20 protein-coding genes and 5 tRNA genes are annotated in these 20,373 nt (G+C 59.4%); 13 read left to right on the plus strand and 12 right to left on the minus strand.

What is annotated here, in order from left to right; genetic code table 11:
- Nucleotides 1-35: 35 nt before the first annotated feature.
- Nucleotides 36-845 (minus strand): LmeA family phospholipid-binding protein, encoded by an 810-nt coding sequence (locus tag I6I72_RS09605; RefSeq protein ID WP_049147018.1) that lies wholly within the window; start codon nucleotides 843-845, stop codon nucleotides 36-38.
- A 33-nt stretch (nucleotides 846-878) separates the two neighbouring features.
- On the opposite strand from I6I72_RS09605, the gene mshD reads away from it, so the two are divergent.
- The 5 genes from mshD (at nucleotide 879) to pstB (ending at nucleotide 5,991) form a co-directional block, all read left to right on the plus strand.
- On the plus strand, nucleotides 879-1,799 hold the full coding sequence (gene mshD / locus I6I72_RS09610; protein ID WP_049147175.1) for a mycothiol synthase: 921 nt from the start codon (nucleotides 879-881) through the stop codon (nucleotides 1,797-1,799).
- 196 nt (nucleotides 1,800-1,995) lie between these two features.
- Nucleotides 1,996-3,090, plus strand: a complete 1,095-nt coding sequence (pstS, locus tag I6I72_RS09615; RefSeq protein WP_005531368.1) for a phosphate ABC transporter substrate-binding protein PstS — start codon at nucleotides 1,996-1,998, stop codon at nucleotides 3,088-3,090.
- 113 nt (nucleotides 3,091-3,203) lie between these two features.
- On the plus strand, nucleotides 3,204-4,250 hold the full coding sequence (pstC, locus tag I6I72_RS09620) for a phosphate ABC transporter permease subunit PstC (RefSeq protein ID WP_005531370.1): 1,047 nt from the start codon (nucleotides 3,204-3,206) through the stop codon (nucleotides 4,248-4,250).
- A gap of 13 nt (nucleotides 4,251-4,263) precedes the next feature.
- Nucleotides 4,264-5,175, plus strand: a complete 912-nt coding sequence (pstA, locus tag I6I72_RS09625; RefSeq protein WP_005531373.1) for a phosphate ABC transporter permease PstA — start codon at nucleotides 4,264-4,266, stop codon at nucleotides 5,173-5,175.
- Between the two features lie 42 nt (nucleotides 5,176-5,217).
- Nucleotides 5,218-5,991 carry a phosphate ABC transporter ATP-binding protein PstB gene (gene pstB, locus I6I72_RS09630; RefSeq protein ID WP_005531374.1) on the plus strand — a complete coding sequence of 258 codons (774 nt, stop codon included), beginning with the start codon at nucleotides 5,218-5,220 and terminating at the stop codon, nucleotides 5,989-5,991.
- Between the two features lie 224 nt (nucleotides 5,992-6,215).
- Here pstB and phoU read toward each other — a convergent pair whose 3' ends face one another.
- Both phoU and dusB read right to left on the minus strand, forming a co-directional pair.
- A complete protein-coding gene (gene phoU / locus I6I72_RS09635; protein ID WP_005531377.1) occupies nucleotides 6,216-6,944 on the minus strand; it encodes a phosphate signaling complex protein PhoU in 729 nt (242 codons plus the stop codon).
- 49 nt (nucleotides 6,945-6,993) lie between these two features.
- Complete coding sequence (gene dusB, locus I6I72_RS09640) at nucleotides 6,994-8,139, minus strand: tRNA dihydrouridine synthase DusB (protein WP_005531378.1); 1,146 nt, start codon at nucleotides 8,137-8,139, stop codon at nucleotides 6,994-6,996.
- Between the two features lie 179 nt (nucleotides 8,140-8,318).
- Between dusB and I6I72_RS09645 the strand changes: the two genes are divergently transcribed.
- Nucleotides 8,319-9,821: an acetyl-CoA hydrolase/transferase family protein gene (locus I6I72_RS09645; RefSeq protein ID WP_049062715.1), complete on the plus strand. Its 1,503-nt coding sequence runs from the start codon at nucleotides 8,319-8,321 to the stop codon at nucleotides 9,819-9,821.
- A gap of 86 nt (nucleotides 9,822-9,907) precedes the next feature.
- Here I6I72_RS09645 and cydC read toward each other — a convergent pair whose 3' ends face one another.
- From cydC to I6I72_RS09665, 4 genes are read right to left on the minus strand one after another with little or no spacing between them, the layout of a single operon-like run.
- On the minus strand, nucleotides 9,908-11,482 hold the full coding sequence (gene cydC / locus I6I72_RS09650; RefSeq protein WP_049151447.1) for a thiol reductant ABC exporter subunit CydC: 1,575 nt from the start codon (nucleotides 11,480-11,482) through the stop codon (nucleotides 9,908-9,910).
- Nucleotides 11,479-13,050 carry an ABC transporter ATP-binding protein/permease gene (locus I6I72_RS09655; RefSeq protein ID WP_049151448.1) on the minus strand — a complete coding sequence of 524 codons (1,572 nt, stop codon included), beginning with the start codon at nucleotides 13,048-13,050 and terminating at the stop codon, nucleotides 11,479-11,481. The genes cydC and I6I72_RS09655 overlap by 4 nt, the downstream gene beginning before the upstream one ends.
- 13 nt (nucleotides 13,051-13,063) lie before the next feature.
- On the minus strand, nucleotides 13,064-14,074 hold the full coding sequence (gene cydB, locus I6I72_RS09660) for a cytochrome d ubiquinol oxidase subunit II (protein ID WP_005531386.1): 1,011 nt from the start codon (nucleotides 14,072-14,074) through the stop codon (nucleotides 13,064-13,066).
- Nucleotides 14,075-14,076: 2 nt separating this feature from the next.
- The gene (locus I6I72_RS09665; protein WP_201806805.1) at nucleotides 14,077-15,618 is read right to left on the minus strand and encodes a cytochrome ubiquinol oxidase subunit I; all 1,542 of its coding nucleotides are present in this window, start codon (nucleotides 15,616-15,618) and stop codon (nucleotides 14,077-14,079) included.
- A gap of 353 nt (nucleotides 15,619-15,971) precedes the next feature.
- On the opposite strand from I6I72_RS09665, the gene I6I72_RS09670 reads away from it, so the two are divergent.
- Nucleotides 15,972-16,044, plus strand: a tRNA-Lys gene (locus I6I72_RS09670).
- A gap of 195 nt (nucleotides 16,045-16,239) precedes the next feature.
- Here I6I72_RS09670 and I6I72_RS13725 read toward each other — a convergent pair.
- From I6I72_RS13725 to I6I72_RS09680, 3 genes are read right to left on the minus strand one after another with little or no spacing between them, the layout of a single operon-like run.
- Nucleotides 16,240-16,587, minus strand: coding sequence for a lipocalin family protein (locus tag I6I72_RS13725; RefSeq protein ID WP_236592699.1), 348 nt, complete (start codon nucleotides 16,585-16,587; stop codon nucleotides 16,240-16,242).
- 9 nt (nucleotides 16,588-16,596) lie between these two features.
- Nucleotides 16,597-16,815, minus strand: coding sequence for a hypothetical protein (locus I6I72_RS13730; protein WP_236592615.1), 219 nt, complete (start codon nucleotides 16,813-16,815; stop codon nucleotides 16,597-16,599).
- Nucleotides 16,816-16,857: 42 nt separating this feature from the next.
- Nucleotides 16,858-17,190, minus strand: a complete 333-nt coding sequence (locus I6I72_RS09680; protein ID WP_005531390.1) for a metal-sensitive transcriptional regulator — start codon at nucleotides 17,188-17,190, stop codon at nucleotides 16,858-16,860.
- 94 nt (nucleotides 17,191-17,284) lie between these two features.
- On the opposite strand from I6I72_RS09680, the gene I6I72_RS09685 reads away from it, so the two are divergent.
- The 6 genes from I6I72_RS09685 to I6I72_RS09710 all read left to right on the plus strand — a co-directional run bounded on the left by I6I72_RS09685 (nucleotide 17,285) and on the right by I6I72_RS09710 (nucleotide 18,655).
- Nucleotides 17,285-17,357: transfer RNA gene (locus tag I6I72_RS09685), tRNA-Glu, on the plus strand.
- A gap of 50 nt (nucleotides 17,358-17,407) precedes the next feature.
- Nucleotides 17,408-17,484: transfer RNA gene (locus I6I72_RS09690), tRNA-Asp, on the plus strand.
- Nucleotides 17,485-17,523: 39 nt separating this feature from the next.
- On the plus strand, nucleotides 17,524-17,796 hold the full coding sequence (locus tag I6I72_RS09695; RefSeq protein ID WP_152682584.1) for a hypothetical protein: 273 nt from the start codon (nucleotides 17,524-17,526) through the stop codon (nucleotides 17,794-17,796).
- Nucleotides 17,797-18,141: 345 nt separating this feature from the next.
- Nucleotides 18,142-18,215: transfer RNA gene (locus I6I72_RS09700), tRNA-Asp, on the plus strand.
- Between the two features lie 21 nt (nucleotides 18,216-18,236).
- Nucleotides 18,237-18,309 (plus strand) — tRNA-Phe (locus tag I6I72_RS09705).
- 55 nt (nucleotides 18,310-18,364) lie between these two features.
- Nucleotides 18,365-18,655: a GNAT family N-acetyltransferase gene (locus I6I72_RS09710; protein ID WP_005531391.1), complete on the plus strand. Its 291-nt coding sequence runs from the start codon at nucleotides 18,365-18,367 to the stop codon at nucleotides 18,653-18,655.
- Between the two features lie 70 nt (nucleotides 18,656-18,725).
- On the opposite strand, the gene epsC is transcribed toward I6I72_RS09710, so the two are convergent.
- Nucleotides 18,726-19,289 (minus strand): serine O-acetyltransferase EpsC, encoded by a 564-nt coding sequence (gene epsC, locus I6I72_RS09715; RefSeq protein WP_100087528.1) that lies wholly within the window; start codon nucleotides 19,287-19,289, stop codon nucleotides 18,726-18,728.
- A 66-nt stretch (nucleotides 19,290-19,355) separates the two neighbouring features.
- Complete coding sequence (gene cysK / locus I6I72_RS09720) at nucleotides 19,356-20,291, minus strand: cysteine synthase A (RefSeq protein ID WP_049064319.1); 936 nt, start codon at nucleotides 20,289-20,291, stop codon at nucleotides 19,356-19,358.
- Nucleotides 20,292-20,373: the final 82 nt, after the last annotated feature.

Below are 20,373 nucleotides of genomic sequence, written 5' to 3' on the forward strand. Positions count from 1 at the left end.
CAACCGAGTCGCTAGTCCGCGAGCCACCCCCAGGGCTAGCTGCCCTCGTTAACCTTCTCCGCAGTGTCCTCCGCCTTTTGCTCGGCGTCCTTAACGGCCTTCTCCGCTGAGCCCTCTATTTCGAGAGGGGACAGCTGCGTGGACTTGAGCTTGATGTTGCGGCGTTGGACCTCGAAGGTGATCGAGCCGCCGTGGAGCTTGACGGACGTCGCCTGTGCAGGAAGTGGCAGCTCGCGGGTATCGAACTGGAGGGTAAAGGCCTTGATAAGGCGCGGGTCTTCGGTGTCGTAGACGTTCATGTGGAACTGCTCGCCGACCAAGCGTAGCGCCACCTTAGCGGTGGACTTCTTCGTATCGCCCGGCAGCGTGCCCGTCAGCTCAGCCTCTGCCGCGGTGCCTCCGATGGGGGAGATGTTGTCGGGGTTGGCAATCGAGAGATCCGTAATCCCCAACAAACGTCCGAGCGCTACGCCGTCGAGGCTGATACCGCGCGTGTACGTGGATACGGGTGCGCCCTCAAATTTGCCGCTGAAAACCTGCTGCGGCGTGATGGAGATGTCACGCATTGTGGTTGAGGCGTTGACCATGCCGAGCTTGGGTACCTCGACGTCGAGCGACTGCACCTCGAGATAAGGAATCTCCTTGGTTAGCGCAGCCAATGTATAAGGGATGCCGCCAATATAGACGTCGGGAGTGTTCTCCAGGCGCGAGACCGCCTTCGATTCCTGAGCCACTGTGTGCTCAGCGTGCATGGCTACTGCGGAGTCGCTAAGCCAAGCGATGCCGCCCACCAAGGCGACGACACCAAGGCGGACAATATGGCGGTTGATTTGGAGAACAGTCACCCCTCTATTCTTACCGCACGTACCCTGGTGGGCATGAATATCGAATCCCTGAATCTCACCCAAGACGCCGATCTCGCAGACAAGGTACGCGCTGGTGCCGAGCAAGCGCGCCAGGCAGATGGCATCGCGCCCTTGTCCGAGCAGTTCCTGCTTGGCCTGAGCGATGCGCGCTTGGAACACCAGCATTACCTCGCCAAGGAAGGCGAGCAGGTAGTCGGTATCGCCGCTGTGGCCGGGCAGGATGTGGAGCTTTTTGTTCACCCCTCTCATCGCGGGCACGGCCTGGGCCAGGACCTCATTGAACACGTTCGCGCCGCCCAGCCGCATGCCCAGTTCTGGGCGCACGGAAACCTGCCGGCAGCACGCGCGTTGGCGGCCCGCAACGATCTGCACCTGGTGCGACAGCTGCTGGTGATGGAGGTAAACGGGCAGAACCTGGCCAAGCACGCCGCGCTTGACGACGCCCCCTTTACCCACCTTAACTACACCGATTCCGTTCAGCGGTGGGGCAAGGACTGGGCGGAACAGGAATGGGTGCGCGCCAACAACGAGGCATTCTCGTGGCACCCCGAGCAAGGTGGCTGGGATCTTGAGCGCTTGCACCGTGGAATGGAGGCGGATTGGTTCGATCCGGCGGACGTCCAATTCATGTGGGATGAGGAGAAAACCTCACCTCAGGGTGCTCCAACGATGGTCGGATTCCACTGGACCAAATGGCACACAGAAGAAACTCCTGAGTTTGGTGAGGTCTACGTGATCGGTCTTTCGGAGGCTTATCGCGGTCAAAAGCTAGGCGGTCCATTGCTCCACGACGGCCTTCACCGCATGGTGGAAAAGGGAGCTGAGCGGGTAATTCTCTATGTTGAGGCGGATAACGAGCCGGCCGTGAGGGCGTATGAACGTTTGGGCTTCGAAGTTATTGAAGACCATTCCGTCTATTCGGATCGTGATTAGCCTCACGCGGATTGGGGACATGTTCACTTTTTGTTCACCTGAAACTACTACTGCGGTTAACCCGCTCCGGTTAGCTTTACATCCCGTGAGTTAACCGCGGTGTTGGTAATCATCTTTCAGCTCTTTCGCGAAATGCCAATGCGAAGTGCGGTTTCCTCGGACTAACAATCTCTGTTCTTCGTTGAAAGGTTTCCCCGTGACCCGCAACTTCAAGCGCACTGCTGCAATCTTCGGCATCATCGCCGCAACTTCCACCGGCCTCGTCGCCTGCTCTGAGTCCGGCTCCGGCTCTGAGGGCGGCTCTGAGGTCTCCGGTGACCTCACCGGCGAGGGTGCTTCTTCCCAGAAGAGCGCAATGTCCGTCTTTGAGAAGGCATTCCTGGCTGACTACCCAGACGCTAACTTCTCTTACACCTCTTCCGGTTCCGGCGCGGGTGTTGAGGCCTTCACCAACGGCACCGTTGACTTTGCTGGTTCCGACTCCGCTCTGAAGGAAGACAAGGGTGAGGTTGAGGCTGCCAAGGAGCGTTGCGAGGGCAACGACGCATGGCACCTGCCAACCACCATCGGCCCAGTTGCTATCGCTTATAACCTGGGTGACACCGAGGTCAACCTGAAGACCGAGACCCTGGCAAAGATCTTCAAGGGCGAGATCACCAAGTGGAACGACAAAGAGATTAAGGCTGCCAACGAGGGAACCGAGCTTCCTGACACCGACATCACCGTCATCTTCCGTTCTGACGAGTCTGGTACCTCTGACAACTTCCAGAAGTTCCTGAAGACCGCTACCGGTAACTGGGACGACGAGGGCAAGCAGTTCCCAGACGCTGTCGGTGAGGGCGCAAACGGCTCCTCCGGTGTTGCTGACCAGGTTGCTTCCATCGAGGGTGCAATCACCTACGTTGAGGCTGGCTACGCACACCAGAAGGAAGGCGACGGCGTTAAGATTGCCAAGATCGACTTCGGCAACGGCCCTGTAGAGCTCTCCAACGAGTCCGTCGGCGTTGCACTCGACAACCTGGCATTCAAGGAGACCGGCTCCGAGCACAACATGGTTGTTGACTCCGAGGCTCTCTTCGGTTCCGACACCGCTGGTGCTTACCCACTCATCCTCACCACCTACAACATCGTTTGCTCCGCTGGTTACGATGAGGAGACCTCCGCTCTGGTGAAGGCCTTCATGAACACCGTTCTGGAGAACCAGAACGCTGACCTCGAGGCTGCTGGCTTCATCCCAGTCGCCGGCGACCACCTTGACCGCCTGAAGGCTGCGGTCGAAGCAATCCAGTAATCCTCTGGGCCCATACACTGCTTGCCCCCAAATCCGTTCCACTGAGCGCCTTTGGGGGCTGCGGTATGTCTTATAATTTCCAAACTTTCCGTTGAAAAGGATTTCGTAGTCTCATGGCAGACAACAATCTCACCACGGCGCCGGTCGATGAGCAGGACGTAATCACAACGTCCCAGCCTGCACTCGGCACTGACGGTCCTGAGGTAGCTTCCGTTGCTACCGGCGCGGGCGTAAAGCGCCCCGGCGACCGCGTCTTTGAGTTCCTCTCCACTGCTTCCGCAACGCTCATCACGGTGATGATTGCGGCTATCGCTGCCTTCCTGATTTGGCGCGCAGTTCCTGCGCTCAACGTCAATGAGGGCGGATTCCTGGGATTCTTTACCTACGGTCAGCGTTGGGAAACCAACGACACCGACGCAATGAAGTTCGGTATCCCGACCATGTTCGGATCGACGATCCTCATCTCCGTCGTGGCTTTGTTGATTGCCATGCCGATTGCACTCGGTATCGCCATCTTCCTTTCCAACTACGCTCCGGCACGCGCGGTTAAGCCACTGGGCTTCCTCGTTGACATGCTCGCAGCAGTTCCTTCGATTGTTTACGGTCTGTGGGGCTGGCAGGTGCTCGGCCCAGCTTTGTCCGGTTTCTACACCTGGCTGCACTCTTGGGCTGGTGGCTTCTTCCTCTTCACGACGTACGACAACTCGCCGTCCTTCACTACCGGCCGCAACATCTTTACCGGTGGCATCGTGCTGGCAGTGATGATTCTGCCGATTATCGCTGCTACCGCACGTGAGGTCTTTGTCCAGACGCCTCCGGGCCAGATCGAGTCCGCTTTGGCACTCGGCGCGACCCGGTGGGAAGTTATCCGCATGACCGTTCTGCCATTCGGTATGTCCGGCTACATCGCAGGCTCCATGCTGGGTCTGGGCCGTGCACTGGGTGAGACCATGGCTCTGTACATGGTTGTCTCCCCGCTGATTGACTTCCGCTTCTCGCTCTTCGACGGAGGTACTACCTTCGCAACGGCGATTGCTCTAGCAGCTTCCGAGTTCGGTAACGAGATGCGTGCAGGTGCATACATCGCGGCCGGTCTCATGCTGTTCTTCCTGACCTTCGTGGTCAACGCCATTGCCCGTTCCATCGTGAAGAACAAGTAGGAGGAAGAAAACAATGTCTACTCCAGTAAAGACTCTGCCTCAGAATTCCGGTTCTGTCTTCCTCGATATCTCTGCAGGCCGCAAGACTGCCAACAACGTCGCCACCATCATCGTGTGGGCCACGATGATTCTGGCTATGATTCCGCTCGTCTGGGTTCTGTGGGAGCTCTTCTCCCGCGGTGCTGGTGCCATCCTCACCCCCGAGTGGTGGACCCTTTCCCAGCGCGGAATCCTCGACACCGAAGCTGGTGGTGGTGCACTACACGCCATTATCGGTACTTTCGTGCAGACGATTCTCGCGACGCTTATCTCCGTGCCAATCGGAATCTTCACCGCTATCTATCTGGTGGAGTACTCCCGCGGTGGCCTGCTTAGCCGCCTGACCACCTTCATGGTGGACATCCTCTCTGGTGTTCCCTCCATCGTTGCTGCACTGTTCGTCTTCGCAATGTGGATTACTCTCTTCGGCTTCGAGCGCTCCGGTATGGCTGTGGCACTTTCTTTGGTTCTGCTGATGATTCCAATCGTCGTCCGCAACACCGAGGAAATGCTCCGTGTGGTCCCAATGGACCTGCGTGAGGCCTCTTACGCCCTGGGCGTTCCAAAGTGGAAGACCATTGCGCGAATCGTTCTGCCGACCGCCCTCTCCGGCATCGTCACCGGCATCATGCTGGCTGTGGCCCGTGTTATGGGTGAATCCGCTCCGGTTCTGGTCTTGGTGGGTTCCACCTCTTCCATCAACTGGGATGCAATGGACGGCGCTATGTCCTCCTTGCCGCTGATGATGCTCGACATGTACAAGTCCGGTGCACAGCCGGCTGTTCTGGACAAACTGTGGGGCGCTGCGCTCACCCTGGTCCTCATCATCGCAATCCTCAACATTGGAGCTCGCATCATTTCTGCGAAGTTCTCCGTCAAGAAGTAAAACGCCGTCCCACTTAAAACCTCTCAACAGGAGTATCTTTCAATGTCAAAGCTTGAGCTCAATGACGTGAACATCTACTACGGTGACTTCCACGCCGTACAGAACGTCAACATGCAGATCCCAGCACAGGCAGTCACCGCATTCATTGGCCCTTCTGGCTGTGGCAAGTCCACCGTTCTGCGTACCCTCAACCGCATGCACGAGGTCATCCCAGGTGCATCCGTGAAGGGTGAAATTCTTCTCGACGGCCAGAACATCTACGGCCCGAAGGTTGACCCAGTTTCCGTTCGCAACACCATCGGCATGGTGTTCCAGAAGGCGAACCCATTCCCAACCATGTCCATCGAGGACAACGTCGTGGCTGGCCTGCGTCTGTCTGGCGAGAAGAACAAAAAGAAGCTGAAGGAAGTCGCTGAGAAATCCCTGCGTGGCGCAAACCTCTGGGACGAGGTTAAGGACCGTCTGGACAAGCCGGGCGGCGGCCTCTCCGGTGGTCAGCAGCAGCGTCTGTGCATCGCTCGTGCGATTGCAGTCGAGCCAGAGGTTCTCCTCATGGATGAGCCTTGCTCCGCACTTGACCCAATTTCCACCCTGGCGGTGGAGGACCTCATCCACGAGCTGAAGGAAAACTTCACCATCGTTATCGTTACCCACAACATGCAGCAGGCAGCTCGTGTCTCTGACAAGACCGGTTTCTTCTCCCTCGAGGCGACCGGTAAGCCGGGCCACCTCGTAGAGTTCGATGACACCACCACCATCTTCAAGAATCCATCCAAGAAGGACACCGAGGACTACATCTCCGGTCGCTTCGGCTAAAGACACCAGTCTCACTTCTTGCTCGTTCCTGTGAATGAGTGGGGCCCTCGCACTCCTGCGGCTATATTGCTGCGGAATGCGAGGGCCCCTTTTATTCCCCGGATTGCGTGATACCGAATCCTGAAGTGTATTTAGACTTGCGTAGATAATTTATGTGCAAAACGCAGAAACCCGACTTATCCTCTCCATTTGCGGCTTGAAAAGGTCTAGTCGGGTTATTGCTTTTAGCGGCGGAACTGACGCTCCAATTCGGCCATGCGGGATTCGAATTCCTTATCCCGCTCCTCCTCGCTTAGCTTGGCCATGTATTCCTCTGGCGCCAAGCCTGTGGACAGGTAAATGATGCGGCCTGCCACAGCGACGCAGTGGTCCGCGAAGCGCTCGTAGTAGCGCGTCATTTGTGCGGTTTCAACTGCTTCGCGCACGCTTGCTTTCCACTCTCGTTGCGTTAAGTAGGAGAGGAGATAGTGGTTTATGTCGTCGACAGCGTCATCCTCAGAAGCCATCTTCAATGCGGTGTCGGGATCCGGCGTAACGAGGATTTCGCGGAGCATTTTACTCATGTCAGCGACGAGTCGGTAGAGCTCCTCGAAGTAGCCGATGCAGTCAGCAGGGAGGACGGACTCGGGGTGGCGGCGCCGCGCGGCGGAGGCGACGTGCTGCGCCAGGCGGCCCATGCGGTAGAGATCCTCGACGATGTAGATGGAGGAAACTACCTGGCGAAGATCCTTGGCCATGGGGTTTTCGAGGGCGAGGAGTAGCACTGCGCGTTCCTCGCAGCGAGTGCGAACCTCGTCGAGGTCATCGCGCAGCGACAGGGACTCCTCGGCCGACTGGAGTTCGGATTCTAGAAGGGCTTCGGAGGCTTTGGTCATGATGGTGTGGACGATGTCTCGCATGATGATGAGGTCATGCGAGAAGTCGTCGAGGTGTTCGCGATAAGCGGTACGCATGTCGAAAATAATAGACCAATTTTTGGTCTAGCGCTCGTTAAGGTTTTATTTATCCACCGGAGTGCATGATTTCCGCGCCCTCCGGCACGGTAGCGTCCTCTGGGTCGTCCAGCCAACCTTCCGGAAGGACCACCTTGGCGGGTGAGCCTTGACGCCCACGGGCGCCATCCGCGTCGTCGGCAAGCGCCTGCGAATTAGCCCACGGTGCCAATAGTTCCCGCAGGTTATCCACGGATTCGACGCGCGCCAGGCCCGAGCGAACCTCGCCGCCGACTGGGAATCCACGCAGGTACCAACCCACGTGCTTGCGGATATCGCGGCTTGCCTGGCGCTCGCCGTCGTGCTGTGCAAGTAACTCTGCGTGGCGAATCATAGTCTTCGTTACTTCGCCCAGTGTCGGCTCTGCCGGGATGGGCTCGCCGCGCAGCTCGGCGGATAGTTCTGCAAAGAGCCACGGGCGGCCCAAGCAGCCGCGACCGACGACGACGCCGTCGCAGCCTGTCTGCTCCATCATCGCGCGCGCATCGGTGGCCTTGAAGATGTCGCCGTTGCCAAGCACGGGAATGCCCGAGTCGGCGAGATGTTCCTTCAGGCGTGCGATCTCGTTCCAATCGGCATGACCCGAGTAGCGCTGCGCGGCAGTGCGTCCGTGGAGTGCAACCGCGGCTGCACCTTCCTCGACGGCGATACGGCCGGCGTCGAGGTGCGTATGGTGCTCGTCATCGATGCCCACGCGCATCTTTACGGTAACCGGGATGTCGGTTCCTTCAGTTGCCTTTACCGCTGCTGCGATAATGTTGCCGAAGAGGCGGCGTTTGTAGGGCAGGGCGGAGCCGCCACCACGACGGGTCACCTTAGGTACGGGGCAGCCGAAGTTCATGTCGATGTGGTCTGCCAAGTTCTCGTCCACAATCATCTTGGCTGCTTTGTATGTGTACTCCGGATCGACGGTATACAGCTGCAATGAACGGGGGTTTTCTTCCGGCCCAAAGGTGGTCATGTGCATGGTCTTTTCATTGCGCTCCACGAGGGCGCGCGCCGTCACCATTTCGCACACATACAGGCCTGAGACGGTGCCTGTTTTCTCTATTTCTTGTTCGCGGCAGAGCGTGCGGAAAGCCACGTTGGTCACGCCCGCCATAGGGGCTAGGACAACGGGGGAGTTGAGCTCGATTTTTCCGATTGCAAGATTCACGCAGCCAATTGTGCTCTTTTAGCAGGTTGGGTGGCAAGTTGTGGAAGACGGTGTGACGGGGGTGTGTAAGTTTGCGAAGATTTCGGTAAAACCTCAACAAGTTCGCTAATGTGGTGCATGTAACTCGCAGGGGTGGACCGTTACCTAGGTCTTTTCCCGTATAAAAAGGAGGATTTACCTTGTCCGATAGGATCGCATACGCGCCATTTAAGGACCTCGTTGTTTCGGCTGACGAGGCTGCAAAGTTTGTCAACAACGGTGACCGCGTCGGAATCTCCGGCTTCACCGGAGCTGGCTATCCAAAGGCGCTGCCGACCGCCATCGCTGAAAAGGCTAAGGCTGCACACGCAGCTGGCGAAGAATTCAAGATCGATCTCTTCTCCGGTGCTTCCACCGCTCCGGACTGTGACGGTGTTCTGGCGGAGGCAGACGCTCTGCGCTTCCGCTCCCCGTACAACTCCGATCCGATTCTGCGTAACAAGGCAAACGCCGGTGAGATTCTTTACCAGGACATCCACCTGTCCCACTCTGGCCAGCAGGTTGAAGAGGGCTTCTACGGTGACTTCCAGGTCGCAATCATCGAGGTTGTCCGCATCTTGGAAGACGGCAACATCATCCCGTCTTCTGCAGTGGGCAATAACCTGGAATACATCGAGGCTGCAGACAAGATTATTCTCGAGGTAAACACCTGGCAGTCCGAGAACCTCGAGGGCATGCACGACATTTACAAGATCGAGAAGCTGCCTAACCGCCAGCCAATCCCGATCACCAAGGTTGATGACCGCATTGGTACCCCGTACATTGAGCTGCCGACCGAAAAGGTCGTCGCAGTCGTTGAGACCAACGCTCCGGACCGCAACGCGCCATTTAAGGCTCCGGATGAGGTTTCCGAGAAGATCGCCGCTAACTTCATCGAGTTCCTCGAGGGCGAGGTTGCAGCTGGACGCCTGGAGTATGACAAGTTCATCATGCAGTCCGGCGTGGGTAATGTCCCTAACGCTGTGATGGCAGGCCTGCTGGAGTCCAAGTTTGAAAACATTCAGGCATACACTGAGGTCATCCAGGACGGCATGCTTGACCTTATCGACGCCGGCAAGATGACTGTCGCTTCCGCTACCTCCTTTGCACTTTCCCCGGAATACGCAGAGAAGATGAACGCTGAGGCAGAGCGCTACCGCAAGCACATCATCCTGCGTCCGCAGCAGGTCTCCAACCACCCGGAGGTTATCCGCCGCGTGGGTCTTATCTCCTCCAACGGCATGATTGAGGCCGATATTTACGGCAACATCAACTCCACCAACGTTGGCGGCTCCCGCATCATGAACGGCACCGGCGGCTCCGGTGACTTCACCCGCAACGGTTACATCACCACGTTCGTTTCCCCGTCTGTGGCAAAGGACGGCGCAATCTCCGCGATTGTTCCTTTCGTTTCCCACACTGACCACACCGAGCACGACACCATGGTCATCATCACCGAGTACGGTGTCGCTGACTTGCGTGGTCTCGCACCGCGTGAGCGCGTGGAGAAGGTAATCGCCGTGGCACACCCGGATTACCGTCCGATGCTGGAGGAGTACTTTGAGCGCGCGAAGGCGAACAAGTTCGTCCACACCCCGCACGATCTGAAGACCGCATTCGATTTCCAGATCAACTTCGCTGAGAAGGGCGACATGCGCGGCTAATGTGCCCTCGTTGCTCATGCTGATGCCCGTCCCGGAACCTTCGGGGCGGGCGTTTGCGCGTCAGTAGGCAATCGCGTGCCGCGGGGCTAGTGAGCACAGGGGCGAGGAAGTACCGTCACGCTGGGAGTGGCAAGCGCCGCCGAGGCGCCTGGCACGGGAGAGTGGGTGACGAGAATGACGGTGCGCTCTGCACGTGCGCCGGGCAGCGGCCCGCAGGCGAGTATGCGCAGCAGGGATGTGGCATCGGCATCAGCAATGTGCTCGGTGGGCTCGTCGAGAAGCAGGACTTGTGCATCGCTGCACAGCGCGCGGGCGAGCAACAGACGGCGACGTTGGCCAGCGGAGAGCGAGCCGGGGCCATCCGCGAGCACAAGATCTAAGTCGAGTTCGAAGTCGAGGGCGGCAAGCACGCGGCGCATGAGCTTCTCGCTGGCCGCGGGAGCGGCGACGCGCAGGTTCTCGCGCACCGACGTAGCGAAGATCCATGCGTCCTCCGCGCAATAATGACACGAGTTCGGCACGGTAACGGTGCCCGCCCGCGGGGTACGCAGTCCGGCAATGGTCTCGAGGAGCTGCGTCTTGCCCACCCCAGAGGGGCCACGCACGATGACGCGGGAATTTTCAGGGGCATGAAAGTCCCAGGTGGCCTGACCAAATTCGGTGCGCAACCCCGATACTGTGACTGCTGCGGTGCGCTCGCGCGGGATCCTTGTGTGGCGCGGGGTTGTCAGTAGCGTGGATACGCAGCGGAGAGAGGGCGCGGCCTCTACACCGGCGAGAGTTGCTGCCGCGAGTTGGCCGTGGGCCTCGAAGGCCGCGAGCGGCATGAGTACGAGCGCGCCCAACCACATTGGGTTGCCAGCATAGAAATGCACAGCGCAGACCAGCACGCCCCATGCCGCGAGCCCCGTAGCGAGGGTGAAGAGGCTGGTGGCGCGGGCCAAGGGGGCATCGGCAGCAACGCGTGCGGAGCTATCGCTTTCCGATGCCGCCGCGGCGTGGTCCAGCAGCTCTTCCGCGCGCCCCAAGGCCGTGAATTCGACGCGGTGTTCAAGTACGAGATCGAGGCGCTCGATGAAGCGGGCGCGCTCGCGGGCAGCACGGTTGCGGGTGGCAGCGCGAGCGACGAGCCCCGGCACGGCAATGCCGGTGACGAGGAAGGCCGCAAGCATGATCGCCGCTGCATGCAGACTCAGCAGCGCCGTGGTGATGACCGCGAGCACGCTCATGGCGGCGGCGGTACCGGAGGGGAGGAGCCCCCGCACGAGGAAATCGGTGATGGCGTCAGCGTCGCGGACAAGCCGAACGTGGGCGCGTCCGCGGCTGAAGGACGGGGACTCACGTTCGACGAGCGCGGTGAAGATGGCGCTGCGCAGACGCGTGAGGGCGCGAAGCGCCATGTGGTGCGCGTAGAGACGGTCGACGTAGCGGAAGAGAGCACGGGAGATGCCGAGCGCGCGCACGCTCGTCACGGCGACAGAGAGCACCAGCACGGGCGGCATCTGCCAAGCTCGGGTGATGAGCCAGCCAGAGGTGAGCGTGAGCGCTAGCGCCGCAGTGAGCGTTACCGTGCTGAGCGCGATGGCGGCGATGAGTTCGCGTCTGCGCACGCCAGCTGCGCGCAGGATGAAGCGGAGATCGGAGACGAAAGAAGAAGTCATAGCTCAATCACCTCGTCGGCTTTCGCGATAAGGCGCGGATCATGGCTGGCCACGAGCACAACAGCGCCCGCGTGTGCCCGCGCCTGGAGGGCCGCGATGACGTTGGTGACGAGCTCGGGGGAGAGGTGGGCGGTGGGCTCGTCGAGGAGATAGCACGGTGCGTCCACCGCGAGGGTGCGTACGATGCCCACGCGTTCGCGCTGGCCCGCGGAAATACCTGTGCCGCCGGTGGCCACGTCATGAGCGTGCCCCACCCCGAGCGGGACAGCATCCTGCGCGGCGGCGAGCGCGGAATCGGTGGCATCGGTGAGCGCCAGGTTCTCAGCGACCGTGCCAGTAACCAGCGCCGGGCTGGCGGCAAGATATGCGGAGCCTGGAGGCAGGCGGACGGTCCCGGTAACGGCGGCGTCTGGAAGTGCGCCCAGAAGAGCAAGCAAAACGGTGGATTTTCCAGAGCCGTTGGCGCCGCTGAGCACCGTGAGCGCGCCAGGCCGTGCTTTAAAAGTCAGATCCTGAGGCCGCATGCCATCACGGCCAGAGATACTCACGTGAGAGACCGAGACTTCCGAACCAGCCAGCGTGCGATATCCACCCGTGACCTCTGGCTTTGCGGCGGCGCTGTCGATGACCCCGAGGAGCATCTGGGCGGCTTCTAAGCCATCGGCCGCGGCATGGAAGCTGGAACCCACCGCGCGCACCGGGTTGAAGACCTCAGGCACGATGATGAGCACGACCAGCGCGGGGAGTAGCTCGATGGAGCCAGTGACGAGGCGCAGGCCGATATTGACGGCAACGAGTGCCACGGAGAGCGTAGCCAGAAACTCGAGCGCAAAGGATGATAGGAAGGCCAGACGCAGCACGCCCATCGTGGCCTTGGAATGGCGCTCGCCCAGACTTCCCACGGATCGCGTTGGCTGCTTGGTCGCGTGCAGCGCCCGCAGCGTGGGCGCACCTCGCACGAGATCCGCGAGCTGGCCGCCGAGCCCGGCGGTGACGGCTAGGCGTCGCTGCGTGTGTTGCGCGGTGAGCGCGCCGATGAGCACCATAAACGCCGGGATGAGGGGCAGCGTCACTAGAGCGAAGACAGCAGAGACCCAATCGAAATAGGCTATGGTAACAAGCGCCGCAGGGGTCGCGATGCAGACCGCCACGAGAGCGGGCAGAAACTGCGACAGATACGGCCGGAAGTCCTCCATGCCGCGGGTGAGCACGTGGCGCCACTGTCCGGACTCTTCTTGCACGACGCGTGGGTCGCGAGTAGCCAGGGCGCGCAGGGTACGCATGCGCAGCGCGTCGACGGTCTTGCCCACCGCGTGGGCCTGCGCGCGGGAACTCGCCCAGGAAGCGGCCGCATGGAGCAGTACCACCGCGAGTACTGCCAACAGCAGCGGCCACAGTTCACGAAGGTGAGCGTCGGACGTGATGGTTCGCGCGGCCACTGTGCCGATAAGCACGCCGCGCGCGATGACGAGCACAGTATCGAGCGCCTGAAAGCTGCCGGTACGCAGAATGAGGCCGCGCACTGGCGGCACGAGGCGCATAAGCCGCGGATCGAGGGGAGCAGCCATGGCTGGGCTCGCCTTAAGCGTCGACGCCGATGCGCGCGCGGAACTGCCAGTAGGTCCAGCCTTGGCCGATGAGGACGGCTGGCGCGAGCACCACCGCAGCCCACGTCATGATCTTCAGGGTGTACGGGCTCGCGGACGCAGTGTAAATATCCAGGCCTGCCACGTCCGTGACGGAAGGCAGGACGTTGGGGAAGAGCGCTCCGAAGAGCGCCAATCCCACCGCGATGATCGCCGCGGCGGTGCCGAAGAACGCCGTACGATCGCGACCGCTCCACAGGCCCGCGAAGGCGGCGACGAGCGCGAGCGCGACGGCCGCAAGGGCAATCCAGGTCCAGGATTTGCCGAAGTTTAGCTGCATCCACACGAGGTAGATCGCACCGACCGCAAGTGTGGCGATGGCCAGCCAGCCCCGCGCGATGGCGTGGACTTGCGTGCGAACCGGTGCGTGGGTCTTGAGCCCCAAGAAGAGAGCGCCATGGAAGGCGAAGAGCAGCAGAAAGGCCGCGCCGCCCAGCAGGCCGCGCGGGTTAAGCAGCCCCAGGAAACCATCTATCACCGAGTCGACATGACCGGGGGACGAGAAAGCAACGCCCGCCACGATGTTGGTCATGGCTACGCCCCACAGTAGAGCGGGGAGATAGGAGCCGAGCGCGATGCCGATATCGCAACGTTTGCGCCAAGCGAGGGTGTCGACCTTAACGCGCCACTCAAGGCTGACGCCGCGGATAATGAGTGCAGTAACGATGAGTAACAGCGGCAAATAAAAGCCCGAGAAGAGCGTCGCGTACCACTCCGGGAAGGCCGCGAAGATGGAGGCACCAGCGACGATGAGCCAGACCTCGTTGCCGTCCCAGACAGGACCGATGGCGCGCACCGCGGCGGTACGGCGCGCATCGCTGTCCGCGGCGGATTCCCCGCGCAAGAAAGGCAAGAGCATGCCCACGCCGAAGTCGAATCCTTCAAGCACGAAGTAGCCCGTGAAGAAGAAGGCGATGATGATAAACCACACGGTGTTGAGATCCATGACTACTTCCCCTTCTTGTTCGTGGCACCGGCTGCAGCCGAGCCCGCAGCAGAATCGCTAAAGCTCAGAGGCTGTAGCTCAGTATCTTCACCCGGCCCATAAAGAGCCGCAGCCAGGTCTTTTTCATCCCCGTCGCGCAGGCCCGGCTGATTGAGCCCCATCACTGCGTAGCGGCGCATGAGCCAGAACCAGATGACGGCCAAGATGCCGTAGAGCAACGTGAAGACAATGAGACTCGTCCACACCACCCACTCCGGGTGATCGGAGGCGCCAAAGTCCACGATGAGGTGAATCTTTTCTGCTGAACCGGCGGCTTCCGGATTGGGAGCGACGATCCATGGCTGGCGGCCCATCTCGGTGAAGATCCAGCCCGAGAAGTTCGACAGCCACGGTGCGGGCAGCGCCAGCAGTGCCGCGCTGGACATCCACTTCGCCTGCGGCACGCGGTGGCTCCGCGTGGTCCACAGTGCGACGAGAGCCAAGATGACCGGCACCGCGAGGAAGCCGATCATGAGGCGGAAGGACCAGTACGTCACGAAGAGATTGGGAGTGTAATTGCCTGGCCCGTAGAGCGCTTCATACGTTTGCTGCAACTCGTTGACGCCGCGCAGCTCGACGCCGCTGAAGGTTCCCTTCGCCAGGAAAGACAGAACGTAGGGCACGTCGAGCATATGCACGGCGGTCTCACAGTTGTTCATCGAGGAAAACGACAAGATGGAAAATGCTGGGTCCATTTCGGTCTCGCACAGTGCTTCGGCGGAGGCCATCTTCATCGGCTGTTGGACGAACATGAGCTTGCCAAGGAAGTCACCCGTGAGCGCAACGGCTGCCGTACCGACCAGGATGACCCAGGAACCGAAGCGGGTGAGGCTGCGCCAGATTCCTGCTGCGTGCCCATGGGCATCGCCTGCGCGGGCCTCGCGCAGCATCCACCATCCGGCAACGCCGGCAACAAGCGTGCCGCCCAGGATCCAACCGCCGGCGACCGCATGTGGGAAGGCCTGTAGCGCGGTGGGGTTGGTAAGCAGTGCCCAGAAATCCGTGAGTGTTGCACGGCCCTTGACTTCGTCAAAAGCAGCGCCCACGGGGTGCTGCATGAAAGAGTTGGCGACGATGATGAAGTATGCGGAGACACTCACCGCGATAGCGACCGTCCAGATGGCGGCGAGGTGAGCCCATTTGGGCACGCGGTCCCAACCGAAGATCCACACGCCCAGGAAGACGGATTCGAAGAAGAAGGCCGCGAGTCCCTCGAATGCGAGCGGGGCGCCGAAAACATCGCCCACGAAGCGGGAGTATTCGGACCAGTTCATGCCGAATTGGAATTCCTGCACAATGCCGGTGACTACGCCCATGGCGAAGTTGATGAGGAAGAGATTTCCGAAGAACTTCGTGGCCCGGAACCATTCAGGGTTGCCGGTGCGGTGCCACACAGTCTGCATGATGGCCACCATCGGCCCTAGCCCCAGGGTCAGCGGCACAAAAATGTAGTGGTAGACAGTCGTAATGCCGAACTGCCACCTCGAGATATCAACGAGATCCAAAACGCACCCGTCCTTTAATTCCGAATGCGCGCCCCGCATTTTGTGCGGACGTGCGCATTAGTATCAACCCGTGGTGAAAATCCGCGGTTATTTAATATAGTCGCTCCGGAAGTGCGGATAGTTCCGGGCCATGAGCAAAAGCACGTTATCGGCGACGTGTTTGCGTCACGCTGGTGTGTAACCCGGAGAAAATACCCACGTTCCGATTGGCTTCTTCTAGAACGAGACGGCCTTGAGATTGAAGCCGTTTGTGCCATTTTTTACGGCAATACTTCCGGCTGTATGTAGCGGGGCCGAAAACATGGGGGCGAATTTCAATCCAACGCGTGCTGCCGGTACACTAACTATCCATTGGGCCTTTAGCTCAGTTGGTAGAGCTACGGACTTTTAATCCGCAGGTCCCGGGTTCGAGCCCCGGAGGGCCCACAAAACGGCGTTTCCCCTAGAAGACTTACTTTCTAGGGGAAACGCCGTTTTCTAGCTCTGGCGAAGTTATCGAGCTAGCGAGAGGGTTTCTGACGCTTTGGTTCTAATGCGCACTAAATCGTGCAAAGAGGGCGAACGTCGTCTTGCCCGCCGTCGACCGGCGTGGTCAGGAAGGCACAGTCCCACCAACCGCGGTTAGTCACGATGAACTTTACGGTGGCCCATTGCTCTGGCGTTAGGTAGGGGGGTGCGGGAGAGAACGAAACCCGAAAGACGATCTGGGTCTCCGATAATGGTGAGGGAGTAGTCCTCGGCGAGGTACGTGACTCGGTAGTTGACCGGTCCGTTTTCGTTCTGGAAGGGAATTCCGGAGAAGTTTACGCGCAACGAAGCGTCACTACGCACACTTGCCGTGCCGTGGATTCCGGATCGCCCGCCCAGGTAGGTTCGGCAGGAATTGTCCACGGAAATCGTGCGGGCGTCGATGACCGAATAATTCGCAACAGAGTTGGATCCGCACTGTAGCTGCGCTGGTTGCGGCAGGGCAGCTACTTAGTACCAGGTTCCTTGAAACTTGTTTAGATTAACCTGACCGCCGAATTCCGGCAGAGGATTAGCGCTGCCGGGAAGGTTCTCTGCGATGAACTGAGAGGAACCGCCGCCCAACCTGCCGCCGTCAAAAATATCTTGGGCCGAAGCTGGAGGGGCGTTGGCAAACGAGCTAAGCATGGCCAAAACGAGAACAGAAATTTTAAACGCATCGTTGCCCATCGAGGGCTCTCCTAGAGATGGAAAGAGTGGGTGTAGAACTGTCTAGTTCTTTACCAACTTGCGGATAGCCGTCATGGCCTCTTCTAGCTTCTCCTTGGCCAGTTCACCGTCTTCGGCGGCGGCACCGGCTACGCAGTGCTCAATATGGTCTTCGAGTAAGGCCAAAGAGGCATTTTCCAGCGCGGAGGTCACCGCGGAAATCTGCGTGATGATGTCGATGCAGTATTTGTCTTCTTCGATCATGCGGTGGATGCCGCGCGTTTGACCCTCGATGCGCTTTAAACGCGCCAAATACTTCGCTTTGTTTTTGCTATCTGCGTTATATCCGTGCACGTGAGGCTCATGGCAGGCGCAGGTATGTTGCTGGTCAGACATGGTTTTCTGCGTTCATCTAGGGGTTCCTTTCAGGGCGATTTTGTATCGTTCGACATCTCCAGTATATTTTTAAAACGTTGCTTCAAGGCAACGGGCCCCCATCGTCTAGCGGCCTAGGACACCGCCCTTTCACGGCGGCGGCACGGGTTCGAATCCCGTTGGGGGTACGAAGCTCTTTCGCTTCATACCGGTCTTTTTTAAGGCCACAATTCAATATGGCCCTGTGGCGCAGTTGGTTAGCGCGCCGCCCTGTCACGGCGGAGGTCGCGGGTTCAAGTCCCGTCAGGGTCGCCATATTGCAAGCCGGTTCCAGGATTGGGGCCGGCTTTTGTCATGTCCAAGTCCCATTCCGGTGGCGCAATTGTGTTCTGTGTCATGCGCTCTTTGCTTAGATCTTTAGTCGGTATCTGCGTGCAGTGTGTGCCCGAGATAATCGGTGAACAAGATAGGTATGGCAGTGGAGCACGACTAGGCCTGCTAGACGCGGTGGCTGCGCTGGTGCTTGCCCTCACTGGGGTTGCTACCTGGCCGACGCGTGCGGAGGGTGCTGGCGCGACGTCGGAAAGCGCGGCGTTAATTTTGGATGCATCGAGCTCGATGACATAGCCAGGGTCAAAGTCGACCTTCGAGCCAATGGGTTTCGATAGGTCGCAAGTCGCGACCAACGCCGCACGGTCAAACGAGACTCAACGCGAGACCTATGGCGAGGATCGTCCTAACTGACAATTTGAGCATCTCTGTTCGACGATCTGGAGCCTTCGTTGGCAACTGTGCAGGTTTCTTTTTCTTGGCCGAGCGCTGGTCGCGTTAGCCCCGCCGTGGAAGCAAAGCAGCGCCAAATAGCCCTAAAGAATTGTCCTGAAATTGCTGTTAAGGTGCGGATTTGTCTAGCTTTAAGAATGTTGTGTAGAGTAATTATTCGTGCCAGAGAGCACAGCAACAATAGAATATGGCCCTGTGGCGCAGTTGGTTAGCGCGCCGCCCTGTCACGGCGGAGGTCGCGGGTTCAAGTCCCGTCAGGGTCGCCGAAGTCCTCAGTGGCTTCTGGCCAGATAGCTCAGTCGGTAGAGCACACGCCTGAAAAGTGTGGGGTCGCCAGTTCGATCCTGGCTCTGGCCACAAATCAACCCCCTTCTTCAGAAGGGGGTTCTTTTGGTTTTGCAGAAATGGTTTAATGGGCCACATGACTACTTCTGTTGCACACCAAACTGACACCTCCCGCTTCGTAATTACCGTCGATGGGGAAGAGGCCGGCTTCGCGGAGTACGCCGACACCGCAGAAACCCGCGATTTCCACCACACCGTGGTCCACAAGGGCTTCCAAGGCCAGGGCCTGTCCAAACCACTCATCAAGGCCGCCCTGGAGGATGAATCAACCGCCGGCAAGCGTGTCATCGCCAGCTGCTCTGCCGTCGCGGGCTTCATCGAGAAGAACCCGGAATACCAGCACTTGCTCGAGAACTAAAACCTAAAAGTGGACCCCACGTTCGTCTGGGGCCCACTTTGCCGCGCTTGGCGACGTCGCAAAGCAACAGCTAGATGTAGTAGTCTGGGTCGACCAGTTTGATGCACTCGTCCTTCTTGCGCGGCCTATTTGTGGCCGGAATGCCGATGGCAATGTGCTGTGCCGGCACGTCCTTGGTGACGACCGCGTTTGCGCCGATAGCGGAGCCCTCACCGATGGTGATAGGGCCCAGCACTTTGGCACCAGCACCGATAGTGACGTTGTCCTCAACGGTGGGGTGGCGCTTGGTCTGAGTAAGAACCTGACCACCCAGGGTGACGCCGTGATAAATCATGACGCCGTCTCCGATTTCGGCGGTCTCACCAATCACGATGCCCATGCCGTGGTCAATGAAGAAACGGCGGCCAATGGTGGCTCCAGGGTGAATCTCAATGCCGGTGAAGAAGCGGTTAATCTGCGCCAGAATTCGTGCAGGGCCACGCCATCCGCGCTTCCACATCCAGTGACAGATCCGGTGAACCCAAATCGCGTGCAAGCCTGAGTAGACAATGGCATTTTCTGCATCACCACGGGCAGCTGGATCATGATCACGGGCGTTCGCCAAATCCTCGCGGATCATCTTCAGGATGTTCATGTGGTTCATACTACTGTCATAGAAAAAGCACCCACCAAGAAGACGGGTGCTTTAAATTCAGAAAGCTTATGCTTCGCGGATGTCCTCGAAGAGGACGGTGGAGACGTAGCGCTCACCGAAGTCCGGCAGGACGACCACGATGGTCTTGCCCTTGAACTCTGGGCGTGCAGCCAGCTTCAAAGCAGCGGAGACGTTCGCGCCAGCGGAGATGCCAACGAGCAGACCCTCGTCGGTTGCCAGCTTGCGGGAGGTTGCGATTGCCTCCTCGTTGGTGGCGGTCAGGACCTCGTCGAGAAGCTCGCGGTCGAGAACCTCAGGGACGAAGTTTGCGCCGATGCCCTGGATCTTGTGCGGACCTGCGTGACCCTCGGAAAGAACAGGGGAGTCAGAAGGCTCGACTGCAGCCAGGTGCAGGTCCGGGTTCTGGGACTTCAGGTAACGGCCCACGCCGGTAACGGTGCCGCCGGTGCCCACGCCTGCGACGAAGGCATCAACCTTGCCCTCTGCGTCCTTCCAGATCTCCGGACCGGTGGTTGCCTCGTGGATCTTCGGGTTTGCCTCGTTGGCGAACTGGGAAGCGAGGATGGCGTTGTCGGTGTTGGCGATAATCTCGTTTGCCTTGTCGACTGCGCCCTTCATGCCGGCAGCACCTGGGGTGAGGACAATCTCTGCACCGTAAGCGCGCAGCAGAACCTTGCGCTCGTTGGACATGGTCTCCGGCATAGTGAGGATGACCTTGTAACCCAAGGTGGCGCCAGCGAAGGCAAGTGCAATACCGGTGTTGCCGGAGGTTGCCTCAACGATGGTGCCGCCTGGCTTCAGCTCGCCGGATTCAACGGCGGCGTCGATAATGGCCTTGCCAATACGGTCCTTAACGGAGTTAGCAGGGTTAAAGGACTCAACCTTAACGAGAATCTCGGCGTCGAGGCCCTCGGTGAGGCGGTTGAGGCGTACCAGCGGAGTGTTACCGATGGTTTCCAGAATGTTGTTGTAAACAGCCATTTTGTGGACTCCTTAGGAAATTTGTTCTTGCGTACCCCAGTCACTGTACACCACGCCACTAGACCAAGTGGTATATAAATTC

Origin of the sequence: Corynebacterium striatum, from assembly GCF_016728105.1 — a bacterium.
GTDB lineage: Bacteria > Actinomycetota > Actinomycetes > Mycobacteriales > Mycobacteriaceae > Corynebacterium > Corynebacterium striatum.